The sequence below is a fragment of the Fluviicola taffensis DSM 16823 genome (assembly GCF_943372375.1).
GTDB lineage: Bacteria > Bacteroidota > Bacteroidia > Flavobacteriales_D > Crocinitomicaceae > Fluviicola > Fluviicola taffensis_A.
This window is the reverse complement of sequence record NZ_CALRYJ010000004.1, coordinates 305,737-330,180: the sequence shown is the minus strand read 5'-3', so window position 1 is coordinate 330,180 and position 24,444 is coordinate 305,737. Positions and strand designations below refer to the sequence as shown.

Genomic DNA, 24,444 nt, shown 5'->3' with positions numbered 1-24,444 from the left:
TTTTAGAATTCACAAATTCACAAGATTCGCTTGTTCGCGAATTCGCAAAAACACGAACAGATTTAATGTTAAAATATTGATTTTTAATGCTTTATTGTTTTTGAACATGAAAAAATAAGCCGGCAATTTGATTTAGTTTTTAATAAAATTCAAGTGCTCAATTTTTCCATTGCTTTCCAAAACAAAGTAATAAGTTCCGATACTTAAGTTACTGACGTCAACGGTTATTCCGGAAAGTTCCAGATCTTGTTTTTGCCCCAAACCATTATAAACGCCATGAAGTTTCAGGTCTGCGGTGGTTCCTTCCTTTGACAGAATGCGGATCAGTTGATTTCCCGGATTTGGAGAGAGCACCAGGCTGGATTCGATATCAAATTCTTTAAGGGATACGGAGCTCAATGGATCTGCTTCAAACAGGAATAGCCCTCCCAGGTCTTGACCTACAAATAGGTTCAGGAAACCATTTCCATTGATGTCGTCTACGAAAACCGTGCTGTAAAGCCCTACTTCCAAATCGATGAAGCTATTCGAGTATAAACTGAAGGTATCTCCATCTGTTAGATGTCCGTCAATGTTCTTATAGTAATTGAGTTCGCCATTGTAGGCTCCAACGAACAGATGAGTTGTGTCATTTACCCGGAAGAAATGAGGTGCGGCATACCCATCCGGATTTGGTGAAATATCTACTTGACCAACGTTTTGTGAGATCAGTGTGAAAATGGCGTTGGAACCTGTTCCTGTATTTTGATAATAAGCTATTTCGCCCGTCTTTTTTCCGACAATCAGATCCAGCAATCCATCTTTGTTCAAGTCGAATAATTGCGGAAATGCATACGAAACCACCTGGATTGGAGTTCCCGTATGGTCATTCACAGAAACAGAAGTCCCGAAATTTAATGGGTTTCCTACTCCGGCAGTATTGGTGAAACGAACCAAAGTCCCGTTTTCTTTTCCAATGATCAGATCCTGGTCACCGTCACCATCCAAATCTCCAAAAGTGGGAGTTGCACGTAATCCTAATCCGAGTGAGGATAAACCCAAATAGTCGTTATTCACTAGTGTGAACTCCGGATTGGTTGCTGTTCCTGTATTTCGGTATAACTGAAAGACGGATTCCAAATTCAAAGTAGCTTTATATCGGACAAAATTTGCTACCAGCAAATCTTTCAATCCATCTGCGTTTTCATCAACCAGAACCGGGATACTTCCCAAACCATGATCGATCATATCCTTTTGCAGGAAATTGTTTTCCTGGTAGACGAAATTTGGAAGGGCATTTGTTCCCGTGTTTTTAAAAAACTGAACGCTGTTTTGATTTTCGGAAACGGTTCGCGCATTCGGAGCAACAATCAGGTCCTTTTTTCCGTCGAAGTCTACATCTTCCCAATACATGGCTGGAAATAACTGCATGTAAGCCGGATGAGCAACAGATGGATAATTGTGATCCTGGCTGATCATCGGCGAATTGGTATTCGGTGCTGTTCCTCCATTGACTAAAAGTGTGATGTTCGGATAAGCGACATCTCCCAAAATCAAATCCATCACTCCGTTGTTGTTTACATCCATCGCTAATAGCGTGGAACCGGAATGTCTTGTGACACTTTCATTCACGGAGTCTTTTCCAAGATGTGCGGGTCTTAATGGGTTTGCAATATCTCCATTTTCACATGGATAGGCCGTTTGATTTAAAAACAGGTCATTGTTGCTGGCGTCCTCACTGAATTTTCCCCAGCATTGATTTTTCAATTCAAAGATCAGGGAATCTGGGATCCCGTAGAGCTCCATGCTTTGATTCTGATGGTACTCGACATTTTGTCCGCCAATATGAAACGTCAGGATATCCATATCACCGTCGAAATCAATATCGCTGTATGCCGGGATATCACTTGCACTGACATATAGGTTCGAAATATTGCCGACATAATCGGTTTGAAGAATGTCTGTGATCAGTTGCCACTGTAACCCTAAAGATGCATTCCCGATGTTCCTGTAAACCTTGATTCCCCCGATTCCATAGGTGAACAGATCCTTTTTTCCGTCTGAATCATAATCTACGAATGCAGAGCGGTATTTACAGTCAGTAGGGAAGTAATCGAATCCTTTGTAAACATACTTGTAGCTGTGAACAGATGCATTGATGACGTGTTCCATCAGAACGAATTCATCCCCACTTCGGTCGAAGATGACCAAATCGTCCAATCCGTCGAAATTATAGTCGATGGTTGAAAATTGTCCGTAATTGATTCCTCCGGCCCAAGGATTTTGGAGTGTTGTACTTCCAACTTTAACAGGGATGTTCGGGTTGTATTCAAAACCTAAATATGTCTGAGATAGAATCGAATTGTAAAAGCCAAGGAAGGTAATTAAAATAAGAAATGTCTTTTTCATTCAATTAGGATTGCAATACTTCTTCCAAATTAAGGCAAAATAAAGAGCAACTCCAAAACTGTTTTGGGGTTTATGAATCAAATACAATAAACTATGAAAAAATTTCTCCTCCTCTTTTTCCTTCTTCCACTAACAATCCCATGCCTTTTAGCGCAAGATTCCATTTCGGTCCTGTTTATAGGAAACAGTTATACGTATGTGAACGATTTGCCGGGAACACTTGGTTCGCTTGCAAGCAGCTTGGGCAAAGAGATTACGATTGATTCCAAAACAAATGGCGGTTTTACATTTCAGAACCAGGTGAATGATCCGTTGACGTTTTCCAAGATTCATTCAAAACCTTGGGATGTGGTTGTCATTCAAGGTCAAAGTCAGGAACCCAGTTTCCCGGATTCTCAAGTGAATACGCAGACATTGCCATACGCACTTCAATTAACGGATAGCATTTGGGCGAACAATTCGTGTGGGAATGTAATGTACTACATGACATGGGGAAGGCAAAACGGAGATTCCCAATGGTCGGAAATAAACACTTTTGAAAAAATGAATACCCGTTTGTACAATGCATACATGCGTATGGCAGATTCGAGTGACCGGTCGATGGTTTCTCCTGTTGGAAGAGTCTGGTCATATGTCCGGGCAAATCATCCGACAATCAACCTGTACAATGCAGATCAATCCCACCCATCTTTGGAAGGGACGTATTTGGCTGCCTGTACATTTTACACTTCCCTTTTTCAGCAATCCCCTGTAGGTTCGAACTTTTATGGTGGACTTAATTCTGCAACTGCCGGGATTTTACAAAATGCTGCAGCTCTGGTTATTTTGGATTCTCTGGATCATTTTCATTTGCATCCGGTTGATGAGCCGACCCAAGCCGATTTCTCCATGGTACAAAATGGAGAGACTATTCAATTGACCAATGAAAGTTCACGCGCGGTAACTTATAGCTGGAATTTTGGGGATGGGCAAACAGCAACTACAACGGATGCGCAGCACGTTTTCAGTTCGAATGGAAACTATACCGTTCAATTGATTGCAACTTCTTCGTGCAATTCAGATACGATGTCTATCCAGGTGAATGTAACCTCCTTGGGGCTATCGGATTTGAATGTGGAGCAAGTCCGAATGATAACCCATGATGAGTTCATGGAGGTGATGAGTAACGAACCGGGTTTTTCACTGGAAGTATGGAGTGTTGATGGAAGAACCCTTTTCGAAAAACAAGAAGTTGGTCAAATTCCACTTTCAATTCCTCGAATAAATCAAGTGCAACTGTTCAGGTTTACCAATTCGGAAAGAGCTGCCAAAGTTGTTCGGATTTTCTAAAAGGATCGAAATAATTTACAAACAGATAAAGGCATCCATAAGATGCCTTTATCTGTTTAACGTCTTTGTTAAAATTTCATTTTTTAAAATGTTTGTATTAAAAAATAACATAAATAAGAGGATGATAACAAGTTTAAGCTTTTTGGAACCGGTTATTTTCACTTCAGTATCAATTATTGATAATTATTACGTTAAATAATTAACAATTCAATATTTTCTTTTTCCCCCTTGAATTAATCCAATTCACCCCATTTTCGCTCGGATTCAACTAGCTTTTTAAGTTTTTAATTTTCAGCTAAATCGGTTTACCAAATCAATTATTGTCCTATCAATTAGCATATCAATTTTTTTTGTAGCTGGGATAGTGACATTTTTGTAGTGTTACTTAAATTATAAGGCTATGGTTTGAAATGATCACTCTTGATTTTTTCATATTTCATCACCTACACATTTTAATTTTTACTTATGAAGAATAATACCTTTAAAAAGTGGTTAACGCTTTCGGCTTTATTTGCATTCATGTGTTTTTCTCCACATGCGCTGCTAAAAGCTCAGAGTTCAGCCAACTACACATTCTCTACCAATGCAACCGGATCTTTGGTTGATATGAGCACTGGTACGACACAATTGATTGGTCCGGGATTAGATGCGGCCACATCCGGGTTAGCTCCAATCGGATTTTCTTTTCAGTTGATGGGTAACGTGTTTACTCAATTTTCAGTTAATGAAGATGCGGTTATGCAACTTGGTGGTACTGCAATCGGTGCGAATATTTACACCATATCGGCTGGTACAATTGCACTTCCCCGATTAGCTGCATTCAATGCGGATCTTCGTACGGGAACAACTACCGGAAAAGTTCATTACAAAGTAATTGGCGCTGCTCCGAATCGTCAATTAGTAGTTGAGTTCCTAAACATGCAGTTATTCTATACAACTACTGGGACTGCTGGTACATCTACATTCCAAATGATTTTATCTGAAACAACAGGTCAAATAGATTACGTATATGGAACAATGTCTGCTACTGACGTCGCAACTGGAAACAGAGCTGCATCAATCGGATTTTACACTGGTGCGGCAACAAATTCTTTTGCTTCAGTTGCTTTTGCAACTCACACAAATTCTACAGTTGCGGCCTATGCCGCAAATCCGAATATTGCCGCAGTTGGTCCAATTACAGATTTAACTTCAGCTGCTGACGGATCTAGACGTGTATATTCATATGTTTCTCCAATGCCAGCTGCTCCGACCTCTCTTGCTTTTTCAGGAGTTGGAGGTTTTGGAATGACTCTAAACTGGGTTGATAATGCCACAACTGAAGTGGGGTATCAGATTTACCGTTCTTTGGATGGAATTACTTATAATTTAATTGCAACTACTGCTGCTAATGCGACATCTTATAACGCAACTTCTCTTACAACTTCGACACTTTATTATTGGAAAGTTTTAGCGATTAGTGAGGGTGCAACTAGTACACCTGACCTTCTTGGCTCACAAATGACACTTTCAACGGGAACACTAAGTGGTATTAAAACTGTTGGTTCAGGTGGAGATTATAATAACCTGACTACTGCTTTCAATACCATTAATGCGCAAGGTTTAATTGGTGATGTAGAGCTTCAGTTGATAGCAGGATACCCTGCTTCTCCGGAAACATACCCTATTCAAAGTTCAAACACAGCATCTGTTGGTGCATTTAACGTGAAAGTTTACCCGACAGTATCCGGTTTATCAATTACAAGTAGTAATACAACAGGAACTCTGAACTTGAACAATGCAAAGAACATTACATTTGATGGTCGTGTGAATCAGGCTGGGGCTAATGACTTGATTATCGCAAATACAAATGCAGGTACAAGTTATGCTATCTTGCTGAATAACGATGCAAGCACGAATGTTATTCAAAATTGTATCGTTCAAAGTACGAATACATCAACTTCTTCAGGTACGATTGTTTTTGGAACAACTACTGGAGCAAATGGAAATGATAACAATACTATTTCTGCTTGTGATATTCGCGATGGGGCAACAACACCTTTCAATGCAATTTATTCTGTCGGTACAACAGCTACAACAGCTCAGTTCAATGACAATAACATCATTACAGGTAATAACATCTCTAACTTCTTCAGTGCAGGAAGTTCTACTGTTGGTGTTTTTGTAGGTGGAGGTAATAGTACTTGGACAATTAGTAATAATAAATTGTTCCAAACTGCAACACGCACTTACACTTCAGGAAATACACATAATGGTATTCAAGTAAGTAACACTTCCGGTAACGGATTCGTAATCACGGGTAACACTATCGGTTATGCTTCTTCCACTGGAACAGGAACATATACGATGGCAGGTACAGTAGCCACAAGATTTATTGGAATCAATATCTCAGCTGGTACAACTGCACCTTCTTCGATCCAAAATAATACAATCACTAACTTTAGTTTAACCACTTCAAGCGGTGCGACTACAGGAAATGGTATTTTCGCTGGTATCAACGTTACAGGTGGTAATGTGAATGTGGGTAATATCACACCGAATACGATTGGTTCCGGAACAGGAACAGGTGCAATCGTTGCTACAACATCCACTGCTGGTGGTGTGGTAGTCGGTATCAATAGTTCCAGTTCAGGAACGGTTAATATTACAGGTAATACCATCGGATCAATCAATGGATTAGGTTCTACAGCTACATCACCTGCTTCAATAACTGGTATTCAGGTTTCAGGTGGTACTCCGACTATTAACGGTAATACTATCGGTAGTACAGCAACTGCAAACAGTATCAATGCAATTACAGTTGCTACATCTGGTGCGCAACTTGTCCGTGGAATTGATGTGACATCCGGAGTTACACTTGCAACAAGTATTCAATCCAATACGATTTCCAACTTAACTCAATCCGGTACAACTACTGGTGGATCGATTCGTGGAATCGCTTATGCAGGAACAGGAATTGCAACTATTTCACAAAATACCATTTCAGTGATTACTGGTGCGAATGCAAATACAAGTTTAGCTGGTACTGGAATTCAAGGGATTTTACACAGCGGTTCTGCAGCTGGAGGTACAATTTCAGGTAACCTAATCCATACCTTAATTGCAACAAATACTGGTACTGTTCAATCAAATGTAAATGGTATTGGGATTGCTGGTTTGTCTGCTGCTGTTGTTTCAGTGAATAAAATTTACAATTTACAGAATGCTTCAACAGGAGTAACTGCAACAACTCCTCCAACGGCTTCCGGAATTATGGTACGTTCAATTGGTGCTGGAAGTAATATCAGTAACAACATGATCTCACTTGGTGATGCTCAAACAACCAATACCCAATTCATTGGAGTTTGGAACAGTGCAACTTCTGCAAGTGCAATCAACATTTATCATAATTCAATTCATGTTGAAGGTACAGCTGGTGCTGGTGCTCTTCCTTCCTTTGCTTTGTTGAGAGGTGATAATAGTGGAACTTCAGTTACATCAACTGTCGATATTCGAAATAATATTTTCAACAATACACGTTCTGGAGGTACTGGAAAACACTATGCAATTGCAAACCAAAGTACAGCGCCAAGTGCAACCGGTTGGGGAGTGAATGCAAGTAACTTCAATATGTTAAATACTGCAAACACAGCCACTGTTGGTCTTTGGGGATCTACTGATGCAACATTTAATGCTTGGAGAGTAGCAGCATCAAGTGATGCAAATAGTTTTTCTGCGTTACCGGTTGTTTTTGTTAATACGGCAACTGGAGATCTTCACCTAAACATGGGGGTTAGTGCAACTCCAATGGAATCAGGTGGAACAACTATTGCAGCTGTAACTACTGATTTTGATGCTCAATCTCGTCCTGGTCCGGCTGGTTCAGTGAATGGTGGTGGTACTTCTCCTGATTTGGGAGCTGACGAATTTGATGGTGTTCCTGCTTTGCCAGTGATTACAATCAACTCTGTAACACCTCCTGCGGCTCCTCAATGTACTACAGCACCTCGTTTGGTTTCTGTTAACATTACAACTCCTACTGGAACTATCATTGCTGCGAATTTAGGTTATTCAATCAATGGTACGCCTCAGACTGCAATAGCAATGACAAACGTTTCTGGAACAACTTGGACAGCAACTATTCCTGCTTCAACACCTGCCAATGCAACTATTTCATGGGCGGTTTCAGCTACGAATTCATCTGCTTTAAGTGCTTCTATTAATGGAACAACTTATACAGATGAGCCTTTAACGGGTGTTACATCATCTGTGACAGCATCAACAACAACACTTTGTGCTGGAAGCCCAACTACACTAACTGCAAGTCTATCAAAGAATGTTAGTGCTGTAATTGGAACAGCAACAACTTTAACTGGTGCAACGGCTCAGCCAACAGCATTTTGTAACAGATGGTCATCATACCGTATGCAAACGATCTATACTGCTGCTGAGTTAACGGCTGCAGGTTTGAGTGCAGGTCCGATTACTTCCATGTCTTTCAATATTACAACTCTGGGTGATGGAGCAACAAATGCAAACTTTATTGTTAAAGTAGGTACGACTGGACTTACAGCGTTTACTGATTTTGTAGCTACAACAGGTTATACCACGGTTTTTCCATCTGCAATTTATACGCATGCAGTTGGAGTAAATGTAATCAACTTCTCGACTCCTTACATTTGGGACGGAACATCCAATATTGTTGTTGAAGTAAGCCATAGTGGAGCCAATTCAATAAATAACTCCCAAACATATTATACAGCTACCGCAGGAAACACGGTTGCTTGGTCAACAAATGGTGGGGCAACTGGAACACCTAGTACGAATAGATTAAATGTGGTCTTTACTGGAAATGGTGCGCCTGCAATCTCTGCAATTTCATGGTCAGATGGAGTAGGAACGGTTGGTACAACAACCCCATTGACTGTTACTCCAACAGCAACGACTACTTATACAGCAACAATAACGGCTGCCGGATGTACAGTTACTCCTGCACCAAGTGTCTCGGTAACAGTAAATCCTTTACCTGCGACACCAACAGCTGTAAACTCTGCACAATGTGGTACTCAGGTTCCAACAGCTTCTGTTACTTCAACTTCCGGGTTGCCAACTCCATCATTTAAATGGTATGATGCGGCTGTAGCAGGAACGGTGCTTCAATCCGGAACTTCAACAACTTACACATCTACGATTGCAGTTACCACTACATTCTATGTAAGTGAAATAAACACAGTCACTGGATGTGAAAGTGCAAGAGTGCCTGTTACAGTGAACGTTTCTTCACCGGATGCGATTTCAGCTTCAACTTCAGCTGCATCTGTTTGTGAGAATGGATCAGTAACATTGACTGCTGTAAATACAAATCCAACTCCATTCCAATCTTATACTTATTCTTGGGTAAGTGCAGCTGGAAGTGGTGCTGCAACACCTGTTGCTGGTAACCCGGTAGTTATCACTCCAACAGTGGCTGGAACATATACCTATACAGCAACTGGAACGGATGGTGGTTGTTCAACAACAAATACAGTTGTTGTAACAGTTAACCCGAATCCATCAGCAGTTGTTGCTGGTGCAAATGATACGGATATCTGTAATGGACAATTGGTTAATTTGTCAGTAACTTCTACAACAGGTTCGCCAATAAATCCGGTGACTATTCTGTCTCAAAACTTTGATGCAGGATTGGGTGCTTGGACGACAACTTATTCCGGAACAGCGCCTGCTGCGTCGGGATGGTTTGCACAAAATGCACCATTTACCTACACGACTTACTTCAATAACTTCGCAACACCACAAGGTGGTGGTTTCGCAATGACGAATGGGGATATCGGAGGATCTGGTCTTAAAACAAGAGCTGCTTTGATTTCGCCTACCTTCAGTACGGTTGGTATGACTTCTGCAACACTTACTTTCCAAAACCTTTACCAAAAATGGAACTCAGGAGATAGCTTAGTGCGCCTTGAAATATCTACTGATGGAGGTACTTCATGGGCTACATTGAAAGATTATCTTCCTTTGGGAAGCCAGGGGGTGGTGACATCCGGGGCACAAGTTCCTGCAAATGAAAGTATCGTTTTGGGAGCTCCTTACCTGAATCAATCAAACTTAAAAATCCGTTATAATTTCGTAACGGCATGGGGTTACTATTGGGTGATAGATGACGTGAAAATCATTTCAACTCCGGTTGATCCGACAACATACGCATGGACATCTGCTCCTGCTGGTTTCACATCATCAGTTCAAAATCCAACGGGAGTTGCCCCTACTGTAACAACGAATTACTCGGTTAATATTACAAATAGTTTCGGGTGTTCATCAACCGGTTCTGTTAACGTAGTTGTCAACCAACCTTCAAGCTCGTCTGTTTCTGCAACTGCATGTTCTTCTTATACATGGGCTCAAAACAGCACAACGTATACTACTTCAGGAGCATACACAGCTACCATTCCGAATGCTGCTGGTTGTGATTCAGTGATTACATTGAATTTGACTATCAACAGTCCTTCTGCATCATCTGTAAGCGTTGCGGCTTGTGACACGTATACATGGGCTCAAAACGGAATGACTTACGTTACTTCCGGTGCTTATACTGATACAGTTCTGAATGCGGTAGGTTGTGATTCTGTCATTACATTAAACTTGACAATCAATCATCCGACAACAGCGACGGTAAATCAGGTTGCTTGTCAAACGTATACATGGCCTATCAACAGTACAACTTACACAACTTCAGGAACGCATACTGCAACTATCCTGAATGCTGCTGGTTGTGATTCAGTGATTACATTGAATTTGACAATTGGTGCTCCTTCTGCATCTTTGGTTACTCAAACAGCTTGTGTATCCTATACATGGCCACAGACAGGGCAGACTTATACAGTGTCCGGAGCTTACAATGATACGGTTCCAAATATGTTTGGTTGTGACTCGGTAATTACCTTGAGTTTGACAATCAATCAACCAACTTCAAGTCTGGTTGTCGAATCGGAATGTGTTTCGTTCACTTGGGCTCAAAACGGAATGACGTATACCACTTCAGGCATCTATACAGACACGATTACAAATGCTGCAGGTTGTGATTCAGTGATCACATTGAATTTGACAATCGTTCAACCGACATCGTCAAGTGTTTCAGCAACTGCGTGTACAACTTACACATGGGCTCAAAACGGAATGACGTATACTGCTTCTGGTGCTTACACGGATACCATTCCGAACATGGCTGGTTGTGATTCGATTATCACATTGAATTTAACTATCAACCAACCGACAACGGCAACGGTAACTGTTTCGACTTGTAACCCATCTTATACATGGGCACAAAGCGGAATGACTTACACTGCTTCCGGAATGTATAATGATACGATTACAAATGCTGCGGGTTGTGACTCAGTGGTTACATTGAACTTGACAATCGCACCGTTTGTTGCAACAGCAACGGATAATGGAAATGCTACAGCTACTGCATCTGCCGGTACAACTTACCAATGGATCAACTGTACGACAAATTCACCGATTGCAGGAGCAACAGCACAAACGTTTGTTGCAACAGCAAATGGAACGTATGCTGCGATCGTATCAAATGGAACATGTTCGGATACAACGAACTGTGTGACTATTGCAAACGTTGGAATCAAGGAAAGTATGATCTCAACGATTTCAGTTCATCCGAATCCGACTCACGATGTAGTTGTCGTGACAATGGAAGCTGCTTCAGCAACTGTTGAAGTGATGGATGTTCAAGGAAAATTGATCCAAACAACTCAAATCAAGTCCGGAGATCAAATTGATCTTAGCACTTACGAAAGAGGTGTTTATACATTAAGAATTAAAACCGAATTCGGCACTTCTCTGGAACGAATTGTGAAGAACTAATAATCTGATCTTCTTCTAAGAAGTGAAAGCGGTCATTCGAAAGAGTGGCCGCTTTTTTTGTTGAGTGTGATTAATAAATTTTCTTCGTGTGCTTTGTGTTCCTTGTGGTTGATTTTAATTAACACGAGGAACACGAAGAGCACGAGGCATTGATTGAATTTGATGAATAGATTTACTAATTGATTATACAAAAAAAAGCCCTCGTCTATGACGAAGGCCTTTCTTATATTGTGTTCTTATTTATCCTTTAACCAATTGGATCTCTCCGCGTAATTTCACGTCTTCTCCAACTAGTACACCACCTGTTTCAAGAGCAGAGTTCCAGGTCAACCCAAAATCTTTACGGTTAATAGAAGATTCAAAGCTGAATGCCGCTTTTTCATTTCCCCATGGATCTTTTCCTTCCCCGTGGAACTCGATATCCAAAGGAATGCGTTTCGTTACCCCGTGAAGAGAAAACTCTCCTTCGATCTTTCCTGACTTCAATTCAGGAAGTTCTGCTTTAAATGTAATTTGTGGGTGGTTCTCCACGTCGAAGAAATCGCCACTTTTCAAATGTCCGTCACGTTGTTCGTTTCTTGTGTTAACAGAATCCGTGTCAATGTTTGCATGGATTACTACATTTTTGAATCCGTCTTCTGCTTCTACCGTTGCATCCACTTTGTCAAATGTTCCGGTTACTTTTGTAAACATCATGTGCTTTACGCTAAATCCTACTTCACTGTGAGAAGGGTCAATTGTCCATTTAGTTGTACTCATTTTGATTGAATTTTAATTATTAATTGTTTGTTTTACTTGTTATCCGAAGATCCTAAAATCTACTTAATCGTTACTAATTGTTCTAAAGTCTTGCGGACTTTTTTGTGATGTTGTGTGTGATCTTCATCCGAACGATAACCGAAGGTTAAGACCAGGACCGAATGGTCGTCTGTCAAACCTAAGATCTCGTCGTATTTCTCTTTTTGAAAGCCTTCCATCGGCGTGCTGTCAATTCCTAAAGTTGCTGCCATGACCAATCCGAATCCCAATCCGATATATGCCTGTTTGGTATTCCAGGCAATCAGTTCTTCGGAGCTCAAGTTGGACAAGGTGCCCGCGATGTTTTCCTGGAATCGGTTCAGTCTTTCACGTTCTACTTCCCGAACTTCTACAATGCGCTGCATGTATGAATCGATGTGCTGATGCGCTACGCTGCGATTTACCGTGAAAACGACCAAATCTGAAGCATCTGTAACGGGAGACTGATCGAAGGCAGCAGACCGCAACTGTGCGCGTAATTCCGGAGACTTCACGTGTATCAGTTTGAAGGGTTGCAGACCATAGGAAGTTGGAGCGCTATTGATCGCTTCCAAAATTTCCTGCATATCCTCGTTACTTATTTTCTTCGTTGGATCGTATTTCTGTGTGGCATACCGCCATGCTAATGCATTCTTCATTTCTCTTTTGTTACAATTTCACTTCCATCGGAACTTCCATGAGTAGGAGAGTAGCGCCTTTCGTTAGTTGCAAAGTTACGGAGGAAGTATCCATTATTCCTAATGCGTCCCGACGATTTAATTGCTGACCGTCGATAACCGAGCTTCCTTCCACTTGCATCACATACAGGCCATTCGCTGGATTTTTAAGTTCATAAGTGATTGTTTTGTCTTCCGTGAATTTTCCCATGTGAAACCAAGCATCCTGATGGATCCAAACTCCTGCATCGTCTTTATTCGGTGAAAGGATCTGAACCAATTCATTCGGATGCTCATCTACCTCGATTTTTTGCTGGTCGTAACGAGGTTCCACATTGCGTTTGTTCGGGAACAACCAGATTTGAAATAGTTTCAGGTCTTTATCCTCGTTCGGATTGAATTCCGAGTGTTGTACGCCTGTTCCTGCGCTCATTACCTGGATTTCTCCGGCATTGATCGTTGCACTGTTCCCCATGGAATCCTTGTGTGCGATAGCTCCCTCCAATGGAATCGTGATGATCTCCATATTATCGTGAGGGTGTGTTCCAAACCCCATTCCCGGTGAAACAGTGTCATCGTTCAATACACGTAAAGTACCGAAGTGAACTCTGTCCGGGTTATACCAAGAAGCGAAGCTAAAAGAATGTTTCGCATTCAACCAACCGTGATTGGCATGACCTCTTGAGTTTTCTGAGTGGAAGATTGTTTTCATATTGTTTTCTCCTTTTTGGATTATTTGACATGACAAAGGTACAACAACTTTTGAATTAATTACCATGGTAAATAATATTTTTTGATTTTTTAAGAATTTCTTCATACAAACGGAACATGAAATCCATCAATAATCTTCTGATTTCTAGTGATAATGGGAATTTGAAAGAATAAAAATGATTTTTTTTTCAAGATTCCCTTGCTAAAATGAAAATACAGTGTATCTTTGCAACGCTTTTAACGTAAAGCATTACACAATTTCTTAATCAAGCTGTTGCTTGATTCGTGAAAGCGGAAAGAAAATTGGTTTGGTAGTTCAGTTGGTTAGAATACATGCCTGTCACGCATGGGGTCGCGGGTTCGAGTCCCGTCCAGACCGCTAAAAAAACGTTAGAAGAAAATAGCTTATATGGCTGTAAGCTTAGAAACCCTCAAGATGTATCAAATGTCTTGAGGGTTTTGTCTTTTTAAATTAACACCAATTTATATGGTTAAATACGTCAATTTATTTCTTGGTGTTATTTTACTCACGGTTTGTTCCTCGTGTGAACAAAAAAAATCGAATGTTTTTCACTTTCCGCAATTGAATAGAACCCAGTACTTGCTCAGTAATGAGATCAGTATGAAGAATAGAAGCTTGGCTTCTGGAGCATCATCCTATTTACTTGAATTTGACGGATCCACTTATCTGGTTACTGCAAAACATCTAACAAGAGATGAAATGGGTTTTAGTCCTGCTCTGGACTTGGAAACATATTCTGATAGCGTGAATTACTGGTATGGACTTTCAAGGACCAGGACATTGTCAAAAGAAATCATTGAAACAACTGATTTGTTATACGGTGAAGATATCATGGATGATTTGATAATGTTGAAATTAAAGAATGAACCGAAAGAAATAGGAATATTTAAACCAAATTTTAACCGTTTGAAGCCAGGGGATCGGGTTTCGATAATAGGGTGTGAATATTCTGATCCCGATTGTAATCAAAAACAATTCTTTGGCACTTTTCAACAGTATACGGTTGTTGACCAAATGGAAATTTTTATGGATTCTTCCAACATTGAACCTGCAGGTATGAGTGGAGCTCCGGTAGTTGATGATCAGTTTAGAGTAGTGGGCCATGTCTTGGGTGGAATGGTGGGAGAGAAGGGGATTCTGAAACTTTATCTTGCTCCGATTGATCTGGTGAAGAGAGTTAAGCATTAATATGGTTGAAAATCAATGTGTATTAGATGAGAATAACTAAGAAAGTGTTGGTTTTAATCTAAATTAATAACTCATGAAATCAGCTATATTATCCTTCGTACTTTCAGGTGTCTTTTCCTTTGTGATGGCTCAGGATACGAGTCGGTTTGAAAATCGTGAAAAATTTGATCAATGGATTCAGTATTCATTTAAGTACTTAACGGGTGGTCTTAACAAAGATATTCGAAAGAAAATTGACAAAGAATTTAAAAAGTATGATTTTACAGCAGAGAAATATGAATGTAACTTTCACTTTGATTTTAATGTGAAACTAGATTCACTTGGAAGAATAAAAAAATGCGAACAATCTGTGAAGTATGAAGATGAACAATTTGAGCGCTTAGCAAATAATATTAGGCAAATCATTCTGACTTCCAATTGGCAACCAGCCAATTGGGTTCATTTAAAGGATACCAGCTACCTCATTGACTTTTTCCATGTTACAATATCCGGAGATTGTGAGTCTGCTACTTTATCTTATAATATAAGTGATAGAGAGAGGAATCATAAACCTTATGTTTGGGTGGTGAAGGATAAAAATGAAGATTTATATTTTACCGGGTTTGAGTATTATATGGATGCTTCAAAGAAGTGTAAAAAAGAAGATAAATAATTATTTGAGATCGGATTATGAAATACACTAAATTTTCTGACGAAGACCTATTTGAAAGTTACCAAACAACTTTGGACTATTCCGGCAAGGTAAACAATGAATTAATTCTTGAAATAGAACGCAGAGGTGGTCTTGATCAGTTAAAGAAGAACATTGAGTTGAAAGAAAGGTTTCCGCTGGAAATGAAGAGAATCTATAAAATTGTAGTGCAAATGAGACTTCATGGGAAGAACTTGGAAGTGATTCAATCCGAGATTACCTCCGATTTAATTCCTTCGGAGGAATTAACTGAGATTATTGCCAAACAATTCAATAGTATTGAGGCACATGAAAAAGACCTTTCAATTCATTGGGGAATCATTATCCGAACACTAGTTGGAATAGTAATTGCCAGCTTGATTAATACCCTAATCTGGTTCTATTCCATCGTTTATTCAGGTCATATGTTTTTCATTTTAATACCTGGATTTGTGCTGATTTCTTACGGTATCCTGAAACTTCTAACTGGAAAATCATCTAGAAATGTCATTGTGTATCTCGGAACATTTTTCTCTGTGCTAGTTGGTGTGATAATAGGAACTGCACTCTGTAGATAAAAGCCCCAACTCTTTCGAATCAGGGCTGTGTCACTAATTATATAATTCTCAATCCCTTGAAACCACCACTTTTTCGTTGAACGTTTTTTGTGGTGTTTTTCTCTGCTGTCAGAATGTTTGCAATACTCTTCGCCGGATTCGATTCCCTTAAAAATGGGAGCAAATAATCAAAATCCCCCAAACTGTGCCAACGGTTTGAGGGATTTTAATGACATACATCGGAGTGGTTAACCAGCTTCCTGATCTTCCGGTCTTCCGTCTATCGGTGGATTGCTTTTTGCTTTTTGGATTTCTTCAACTTGCTGGACGAACTCGGATACTTTCTGGTCTGTGTAAACGCCGTAAGCATCTGTTAGTGTTCCTTTTTCACCCGTGCTGGTTTCAATAACGTATAGAATCGCACTGTCTGCCGGATCAGATTCTCCTTCAAAACGATAAAAATTGATAATTTTCACTTCGTCAGGTTTAAATACTTCATGTGTTTCCAAGGATTCTAATCCGCTTTTGGATGCTTTGAACTGCGTGTGGTAACCCTCTTGCGAAAGTTTGTTCGTAGTTGAGGACAATGTTTTCATTGAATCGTGATCGCTTCCTTCTCCTTTATCCGGTCTGTCCTTAAATTCTTGAAATTCCTGATTGTTCTCTCTTCCCATCTTGCACGTTTTAATGAATATTCCCAACCTGAATATCAGGTCACTTTCTTAAAGTTAGGACATTCAATCCCAGAGAAAAAGTGCTTCGGAATCATTTAGCATAATTTGGCGATGTCTGCAAATGAATGTGTGAATTGTGTAAGGTTTTTAGCGGTCCAAAGTGTTATTTTAGGATAGAGAAATAGAAGAAAATCCTAAAAATAGAGAAGATGAAAGCAATTGAAAATAAAACGAAGAGCAAAAAGAAATCCGGAAGTTTTTCTAAAATCGTAAAGGCATTTGCAATCGGTACCGTAACAGGAGTGGGGATTGGGATGTGGCTCTCAACTGAAAAAGGAAACGCGTTCAAAGGCAAGGTTATAGGTTCTATTCAGGATTGGGTGGAAGAAGGGAGGTCATAGGAATTTGGATTAGTGAGGTACTTGTTTTTGACAGTCGACATTTATACGTAAAAGCTCAGCTGCTTTAAAACATCCGGACATCAGATGGAAATGGTTATTTCTATAAGTTGATAACTGAATAGAAAATAATGCAAGGTGCGCTTAAACCTTTTGAATCTTAACAAATCTCAAAATGATGTAAATAACCTCAGAAATGATATAAGCAGATTGTCTTTTCACCGTTCTATTTTTAGAATGAAGAAAAGATAGAGGTTAAAGAGTTAGGTAGCGTTAAGAAGGGGGAGATTGAGGTGAAGGTTAAAATCCCCCTTTTTGCATCTGGAAATCCCAATTGTCGGATTTAGAAATCTCTGTTAATCGATTACACCATTCCCGCTTTCGCAGCGATAAATCATCAGATGTTTTAAGGAGATCCATTCGTGGTAGATGGGTCAACGTTGAAGGAGGGAGATGCACCCCTCCTTTGAACTGATGCATATCCCCAATTTGCGAATCAGTTATTCTTCCTGTTCCTCTTTAATTAAATGTAATCTGGGTATGCGGGAGGTTCTCAGTTTCCTTTGATCCGCAACCGTCATTCGTGCAATTAGGTAACTCACGGTGGATTCTGCCCCCTGATTCAAATTCACATGTTTTTGTTCGAGACCATCGTAACAGCCACCTGTGCAAGGATTGTAGATTACTTGTGAGAGGTGATTATTTCCTAAAAACCAACTGAAAGCGCTTTGTGATTTTGCCAGGTAGCTCAGATCACCGAATACTTCATAAAATCGGTCAAGTGCCAGGATAGTATAGGTTACATCAATCGGTTGTTCTCCAAATTCCTCCGATTTATGGCCTTTTAGCAGCCAACTCTTGTTGGAGATTAACTTGATTCCGGTTTTGTTGAATGTCATCGATAATAGGAAGTCGAAGGATGTTTTTGCAACCATCTTATAAAATTGATCTCCTGTTTCTTTCCAGGCATACAATAATGCTTCCGGCAAAACACTATTGGCATAGGTTAGATAACTTTCAAACCAAGGCCAATTCTCTTCTGATTCGTGACGATAAATCTGAACCAGTCGGTCTGCTAATAATTTGATTAGCGCAGTCACCTCTTCGGACTTGTTTTCCAGGTTGCTATAGTACAATCCTTTAATAGTAAAAGCCATAGCACGAGGAGAATGCATTTCTTCAACTCTTTTCAATGCCATCTGAAGGATGGAATTTGCCTGTTCTCCGAAATGTTCCGGAAAAATGGCCTGTTTTGAGATCAAATATCCCAATGCCCAAATCGCTCTTCCGTTTGAATCGGAAAGGTTTACTTCGTCATTCTGAGGTGTGAATTGGTGGTTTTCATCAACATAGTTGAGAAACTCGCCTTCCGGTTGCTGACAAAATTCAATGAAATCCAGATAAGTCCGGATTGCTACCAGGCTTGCACCATCCATTGTCGCTTCATAATACATCGAGCTGGCGATCATTGCCCGGGCGTTGTCATCCAGTGTATATCCTGATTGGAGGTCAGGCTGGTTGATCTTGGAGAATTGAATCATTCCGAATCGGGTAGTCAGTTTGCTGAAATGTGACAGGTTAATTTCGGGCAAACTATACTGCAATTGTATTTTATCAGCAATCAATTCTTGAAAAAGTGCAACGTGAGCGAGTGAAGAATTTTCCCAGGCAGTAGAGGCAATCCGTTCCAAACCATTGATGCGGCAAGCGTTTCTCAAAGGCTCGTCTTCCAGCAGTCTGTTAACCGCACTGACCAATTGATCGGAGTTGTTGAAATCGACAATGATACCGGTTTCCTCATTCAAAAACTCTTTTGCATGAGGAATTGGTGTGGAGATGATAGGGCAGCCACAACTCATTGCATAGGAAAAAGTTCCGCTAACCGCTTGGTTTCGGTCCAGGGAAGTGAAGAGATAGATGTCAGTCAGTTGGAGGTATTCCAGCAAATCTTTCAATGATAGGTATTCATTGATGAACAGAACATGCTCTTCCAGATTCAATTCCTTTATTTTGGACTTCAAGCTGTTGCGGTAAACTTCTCCTTCTACTGCAATTACTCCCGGATGAGTCTTTCCGATAATCAGGAAGATTACCTCCGGATTTTGATGAATGATTGGAGGAAGCGAATCGAGTGTGGTGTCAATTCCTTTGCCGGAACTTAACAGCCCGAAAGTGGAGAGTATGGTTCTTCCCTTCAGGCTATACTTTTGCTTCAGCGCTTCTTTATCCAGATGATGTACCAGATGCGTTCCGTGAGGAATGATCGTTATTTTTTTCGGAGGAATGGCATATTCGTTTTTCAGGATTTCCGCAGAATGATGGGTCATGACAATGATGGAATCTGAGATAAGCCCAATGTTTCGGACAAGTGCTCTGCGTTTCCCATCCGGGTTTGGCAATACCGTATGAAAAACGGTGATTACCGGTTTCTCGATTGCCTGGATGAATTTCAGGAAAACAGTTTCGTCCTCCGTTTGGAAAAGCCCGAACTCATGTTGGATGACTATCAGACTAATCCGGTCATTCTGATTGATCTTATTTGCAAGTGCTGCATATTCAATAGTCTGGTCCGTCTTAAGTTTGTAAGTGACTTCTTCAGGATAAGAAGGGTAGTTTATCGATCCGGTTTCAAGAGCACAGACCTGTACTTCAAATGAATGCTCAAATTGTTTCTCCAAAGCATGGTACAAATCCTGAGAATAGGTCGCAATTCCACATTCTCTTGGGGGATAGGAAGTAACCAATAAAACGACAGGAACGTCCTGGTTTGATAACTTTAAATTATTCATGGGGATATGATTCAAGAGCGCAGGTCTTGCCATTGAAGGTTTATTGTTAAACTGTTTCATCTTTAATTGTATTTAATTTGAGTTCTGAAATGAGTTCTGAAAGGCTTAAGGAAGCGTATGCGATTTGTTCATCTGCAGCTCCGTAATAAATGTATAAGGTGTCGCCGAAAAGTGTGGTTCCGCATGGGAAACAAACATTGTCAACTTCTCCTTTGAGTTCCCAGGGATACTCCGGTTCGAATAATGGATAATTTAAACGTGCAATTTCTTTCTTGGGATCATGCAGATCCAATAAGGATGCGCAGGCTGAATAGATGTTCCCTTCAGGAGTGCATTTCACTCCATGATAGATCAACAGCCATCCCGATTCTGTTTCTATCGGAGGAGCCCCTCCACCGATATAACTTATTTCATGGTCGTATCTTGGAGTAAGGATGGTGTTGTTTTTCAGGTCCGAAAGATAAGACGTCCAGAATTCAGGAGTCAGGTCACTTAATTCATCGATCAACACCAATTGGATGTCCGGTTTGATGCGGTGGAGAAAACACAGTTTTCCCTGAATGCGTTGCGGAAAGAAAAACACATCCTTATCCCACATCAGATTGGCCTGATTCCTTTCCGGAATGAAGCTGATTGAGTTGCAGTAACCCAAATAGTGTTCTTTTTCGATTCCGGCTTTTTCCAATAATTTTTCGAAGTCGGAATAGGAAAGCTGAGGTACGATGATCCCCTGTTTTTCAAAAGTTATCAGGTCCTGTGAAGTCGCCAGGGAGCCCAATGCGTTCTTCCCATCATAAGCGGTATAAGTTAAATAATAGGTATCGTCAATTTTACAAACCCGGGCATCTTCCACTCCATGAACTTCGTAAGGGAATTCAGGAAAAAGAATGGGATTCGTATTACGGCTGACAATTTGATGAGGACCGTCCAGTGTGCAATGACCGATTGATGAATAATTCCCTTCCTTAACAGCCCGGTAAAATAGATGTACCACACTTCCTTCGCGGATCGCCCCCGGATTGAGCACCCCATGACTCTCAAAGTCATGAGCCGTTTTTTCCAATAGGATACCTTCTTTTATAACCTGAACCATAGCTGTGTTTCTAGTGGGAACGTGATGGTGTAAAGATCAACTCTGGAGTTCTCAAATGGGTTACACAACTTCCGGTAGATGTTGCATTATTTTTGGTTTTAAAATAAATTGTGATTTGCCGGGAAAATCTTCCGACATCTTTTAACAAAAAATAGAACTTTCTCTTTTTCAATTGTCCTAACTTCTTTCTTTAAAGCATTCGTTATGGCAAAGTATGGAGAGAAGGCTGGTGAGAAAGTGGAAAAAGCCATGCATGAAATGAAAGAGGGAACGTTGAAATCAGGTTCCGGAAAAAAAGTTACAAGCAAGAAGCAGGCTATTGCGATCGGACTTTCGGAGGCACGGAAAGAAGGAGGAAAGGTTCCGAAGGAAAAAGATAAATCCTGAAATGAATGAGGATAAAATTGGGGTAGCCGGTACTGTAGAAAAATTTCACTTAAAAAGTTAACCATGGACATTGAAATAAATAGTGCGCAATTGGTGGGATTCCTGCTAATGGTGGTGGGTTTGATTCTCAATACATTGATCTTTTTATTTTCTTATTATAAGATAGTTGCTCATATAAAACAACTGAATGATGAGAAAGAAGAAAAGGGGGAGAAGGAGAAGAACAGTTTTCCGATTATCCGGTTCATTCTCCGGTTTAGAGCAGTTTTGAAAGAAATTCAGGAGAGTGAAACGAAGGAAAGATATGACCTCGTTATCGCCTTTTTAAAATGGTCGTTATTAGTGGCGACTTGTATGATTTTCTTCGGACTTCTGCTGTTTTTGATCGGTTTCTTCTTTTAATTTGATTCTTATGGTTTTTATTGATATGTTTGAGTAACCGATAACTTTCACTATGAACACAATAGGAGCAAAAGAGAATAAAGCAGTCGCTCAAACGGATTCTCGTACCAAGGATGGAGGCACAGCAAGTCATCAGCATGTGGATAACCGTCCGCAAGTAGCTCAACAACATCAAATACAGCAAGCTGCTTTGAATAGTGGAAATTCGAAACAATTGAAAGCTTGCCAGAGTATGGCCGATTGCAGCCCATTGGGTGAATCTGTAAAGCAATTGAAAGAAAAAAACAATAATACAGGCTTGCCGGATCAATTGAAAAGTGGAGTCGAATCACTTTCAGGAATGAGTTTGGATTCGGTGAAGGTGCATTACAATTCTGCAAAACCGGCACAAATGCAGGCTCACGCCTATGCACAAGGAACGGATATTCACGTGGCTTCAGGTCAGGAAAAACATTTGCCACATGAAGCATGGCACGTAGTTCAGCAGGCTCAAGGTCGTGTAAAACCAACAACTCAACTCAAAGGGACTTCCATAAACGATGATTCAGGACTGGAAAAGGAAGCAGATGTAATGGGCGCGAAAGCACTCGGAACCAGCTCCTCTGTTAATCATGCAACTCAGTTAAAAGAACTATCAGGAGTAAGCCAGCTGATGCCGATTCAATATTATGCTTATGCCAGAGGTACCACTCGAAAGATTAAAGTAATTGGAAACAATGACACTAAAACCTTTGAAGAATGCACCAAAAATACGGTAAGTTACAATAAAGGAGAAAAGAAAAAAGAAGGTACAATTACGGGAGATTCTGATTGGGCTGGTTGGTTAGTGAATCAGGCAAATACCGGTAGAAATGCGACACAGCTCCATGTAGTAAATAAGCGTTGGGGAGGTCTTGGAGGAGCAACCGATGGGAATATCGTTCCCGGGTCGCCTGCAGCTAACAGTCATCACCTGCATGAAGCGGAAAAGGAATTCGACAAGTGTTTTGACGGGCAAAATGAAGCTAAAGAAAATTGTTCTTATGAATGTGTAGCTGCACCGGCTTATGGACCAGGAGATATCGATGTGAAAGGCGGAGTGCAAAATTACAATGACCCTACGCTTACTGTGAAAGTGACCGATAATGGTGTAACTACACAATATGACCCTCGCTTAGGTGGAGGAATTCAATTCAAGGATGGAAGCTAGAAAGTGCGGTTTCTGTGATTTGTAGAAGGGAATTAACTTCCTTGTTTTTTGTAAAGTCGATCATACCACCATGCCGTCACTCCTCCAATCAACGAAAACAGGGCCAGCATCCAAAATACATGCTGATGCCCGACCATTCCCTTTGAACCATCCAATAAAAATCCCATGACCGGTCCGGCAAAGATATCCGGTGTATATCCGACCAAAGAAATCAACCCTACAGCTGTTCCTGTGAGTTCCAATGGAATCCGACCTTTTTCCATCACGGCAAAATACAGACAGCGAGTTGCGTAAACGCCACTTGCTACAATCAGGATCGAGAGGATAAACAGAAAGGTGGTGGAAGCCGTAACAAGCCCCATTGCAAATAAGAGTGCTCCGAAGAAACTGATAATGAAACTTACGAATAACAACGAAGTGGTTTGCCATCGGTCTGCCAGGATCCCGATAACAACTCCGATGATCGGTCGGATAAAAAGCAGGAATGTACCCACTTGCGCAGATTTTACCTGGTCGTATTTCATCACATCCTGCGCATACAGGGAGAACACATCCGTTATTTTGTAGCCTACATAAGCGCACAGGATGATAATCATCAACAACCAAACGGAAGGCAAACTGATCACTCTTCGGATTTGGGAGGACGTGATCCTGTCCAGTTCGAGTTCTTGTTCTGTTTTTGGATCCAGTTTCATGAAAAACCAGACCAGGATCCCAACCAGAATGATCAGGAAGGAAGAGATCAGGATGACCTGTTTGAAAGCCAGTTTACTTTCATGGATGGATGCATGAGAATTATTTGAAGTGAGGAAAAACGAAAAGACCAAAACTCCCATTGTTCCGAATAATGCACCTACCAATCCGCGTCCACCGTCCAAAAAACCGAATGCTTTTCCTTGTGAGGTGGAACCGCCCCAAACGCGGGTAGCTTTGATCATTGGTGCCCAGAACAGGAAAATGGTAGTGAATCCCCAATAACCATAAAGGACTTTCAAAACGATGAAATCCGGAAATGTTGCATAAACAAATCCACCCAAAGCTGTCATCCACAAAGCGACTGCTATCAGTCTTCTTGGCGGGAATTTATCAGCAATCGGTCCACCGAAAAGGTAAGAGAATAAGGCGACAATTCCGTAAATAGAGAAGCAGATACCCAGTTGGAAATTGTCCAGATCGAATGCCTCCAATACAATCGGGCGGAATACACGCGAAAGCACAAATGGAAGAATAAATACCGATTCACCAGCCAGAATAAGCAGCAAGAGGAAATACCACGGAGCCTTTTTGGGATTCATTTTCTTTCAGGATTTGCATGATAAACTTACACATAACAATTGAA

17 protein-coding genes and 1 tRNA gene are annotated in these 24,444 nt (G+C 40.6%); 10 read left to right on the top strand and 8 right to left on the bottom strand.

The genetic code is table 11. The annotated features are described in order from the left end of the window. Positions 1 to 132: 132 nt before the first annotated feature. Complete coding sequence (locus tag AAG807_RS08700; RefSeq protein ID WP_341902471.1) at positions 133 to 2,388, bottom strand: T9SS type A sorting domain-containing protein; 2,256 nt, start codon at positions 2,386 to 2,388, stop codon at positions 133 to 135. Positions 2,389 to 2,481: 93 nt separating this feature from the next. On the opposite strand from AAG807_RS08700, the gene AAG807_RS08695 reads away from it, so the two are divergent. Together AAG807_RS08695 and AAG807_RS08690 are read left to right on the top strand one after the other, a co-directional pair. Continuing rightward, positions 2,482 to 3,717, top strand: coding sequence for a PKD domain-containing protein (locus AAG807_RS08695; protein ID WP_341902468.1), 1,236 nt, complete (start codon positions 2,482 to 2,484; stop codon positions 3,715 to 3,717). Positions 3,718 to 4,182: 465 nt separating this feature from the next. Beyond that, positions 4,183 to 11,571 carry a T9SS type A sorting domain-containing protein gene (locus AAG807_RS08690; protein WP_341902465.1) on the top strand — a complete coding sequence of 2,463 codons (7,389 nt, stop codon included), beginning with the start codon at positions 4,183 to 4,185 and terminating at the stop codon, positions 11,569 to 11,571. A gap of 240 nt (positions 11,572 to 11,811) precedes the next feature. Here AAG807_RS08690 and AAG807_RS08685 read toward each other — a convergent pair whose 3' ends face one another. Genes AAG807_RS08685 through AAG807_RS08675 form a run of 3 tightly spaced genes read right to left on the bottom strand, consistent with a single transcriptional unit; the run spans position 11,812 to position 13,737 of the window. After that, a complete protein-coding gene (locus tag AAG807_RS08685; protein ID WP_341902462.1) occupies positions 11,812 to 12,330 on the bottom strand; it encodes a YceI family protein in 519 nt (172 codons plus the stop codon). 59 nt (positions 12,331 to 12,389) lie between these two features. Beyond that, entirely contained in the window at positions 12,390 to 13,007 is a 618-nt protein-coding gene (locus AAG807_RS08680) for an NAD(P)H-dependent oxidoreductase (RefSeq protein WP_341902458.1), read from the bottom strand. 10 nt (positions 13,008 to 13,017) lie between these two features. Next, positions 13,018 to 13,737: a pirin family protein gene (locus AAG807_RS08675; protein ID WP_341902455.1), complete on the bottom strand. Its 720-nt coding sequence runs from the start codon at positions 13,735 to 13,737 to the stop codon at positions 13,018 to 13,020. 304 nt (positions 13,738 to 14,041) lie between these two features. Between AAG807_RS08675 and AAG807_RS08670 the strand changes: the two genes are divergently transcribed. The 4 genes from AAG807_RS08670 to AAG807_RS08655 all read left to right on the top strand — a co-directional run bounded on the left by AAG807_RS08670 (position 14,042) and on the right by AAG807_RS08655 (position 16,194). Continuing rightward, positions 14,042 to 14,115, top strand: a tRNA-Asp gene (locus tag AAG807_RS08670). A gap of 243 nt (positions 14,116 to 14,358) precedes the next feature. Then, entirely contained in the window at positions 14,359 to 14,946 is a 588-nt protein-coding gene (locus tag AAG807_RS08665) for a serine protease (protein ID WP_341902451.1), read from the top strand. Positions 14,947 to 15,019: 73 nt separating this feature from the next. After that, complete coding sequence (locus tag AAG807_RS08660; RefSeq protein ID WP_341902445.1) at positions 15,020 to 15,598, top strand: hypothetical protein; 579 nt, start codon at positions 15,020 to 15,022, stop codon at positions 15,596 to 15,598. Positions 15,599 to 15,615: 17 nt separating this feature from the next. Then, a complete protein-coding gene (locus tag AAG807_RS08655) occupies positions 15,616 to 16,194 on the top strand; it encodes a hypothetical protein (RefSeq protein WP_341902442.1) in 579 nt (192 codons plus the stop codon). Positions 16,195 to 16,421: 227 nt separating this feature from the next. Here the strand turns inward: AAG807_RS08655 and AAG807_RS08650 are convergent, their stop codons facing one another. After that, entirely contained in the window at positions 16,422 to 16,847 is a 426-nt protein-coding gene (locus tag AAG807_RS08650; RefSeq protein ID WP_341902437.1) for a hypothetical protein, read from the bottom strand. Between the two features lie 209 nt (positions 16,848 to 17,056). Here AAG807_RS08650 and AAG807_RS08645 point away from each other — a divergent pair, with 209 nt between their 5' ends. Further along, positions 17,057 to 17,248, top strand: coding sequence for a hypothetical protein (locus AAG807_RS08645; RefSeq protein ID WP_341902434.1), 192 nt, complete (start codon positions 17,057 to 17,059; stop codon positions 17,246 to 17,248). Between the two features lie 497 nt (positions 17,249 to 17,745). Here the strand turns inward: AAG807_RS08645 and AAG807_RS08640 are convergent, their stop codons facing one another. Beyond that, positions 17,746 to 20,094: a glycosyltransferase gene (locus AAG807_RS08640; RefSeq protein WP_341902431.1), complete on the bottom strand. Its 2,349-nt coding sequence runs from the start codon at positions 20,092 to 20,094 to the stop codon at positions 17,746 to 17,748. Further along, a complete protein-coding gene (locus tag AAG807_RS08635) occupies positions 20,081 to 21,127 on the bottom strand; it encodes a pesticidal protein Cry7Aa (protein WP_341902428.1) in 1,047 nt (348 codons plus the stop codon). Before AAG807_RS08635 ends, AAG807_RS08640 begins: the two co-directional genes overlap by 14 nt. 204 nt (positions 21,128 to 21,331) lie before the next feature. Between AAG807_RS08635 and AAG807_RS08630 the strand changes: the two genes are divergently transcribed. The 3 genes from AAG807_RS08630 (at position 21,332) to AAG807_RS08620 (ending at position 23,105) form a co-directional block, all read left to right on the top strand. Then, a complete protein-coding gene (locus AAG807_RS08630; RefSeq protein ID WP_341902425.1) occupies positions 21,332 to 21,514 on the top strand; it encodes a DUF6496 domain-containing protein in 183 nt (60 codons plus the stop codon). A 63-nt stretch (positions 21,515 to 21,577) separates the two neighbouring features. Next, entirely contained in the window at positions 21,578 to 21,916 is a 339-nt protein-coding gene (locus AAG807_RS08625) for a hypothetical protein (RefSeq protein WP_341902422.1), read from the top strand. 52 nt (positions 21,917 to 21,968) lie between these two features. Next, the gene (locus AAG807_RS08620; RefSeq protein ID WP_341902419.1) at positions 21,969 to 23,105 is read left to right on the top strand and encodes a DUF4157 domain-containing protein; all 1,137 of its coding nucleotides are present in this window, start codon (positions 21,969 to 21,971) and stop codon (positions 23,103 to 23,105) included. Positions 23,106 to 23,137: 32 nt separating this feature from the next. Here AAG807_RS08620 and AAG807_RS08615 read toward each other — a convergent pair whose 3' ends face one another. Then, the gene (locus AAG807_RS08615) at positions 23,138 to 24,400 is read right to left on the bottom strand and encodes an MFS transporter (RefSeq protein WP_341902415.1); all 1,263 of its coding nucleotides are present in this window, start codon (positions 24,398 to 24,400) and stop codon (positions 23,138 to 23,140) included. Positions 24,401 to 24,444: the final 44 nt, after the last annotated feature.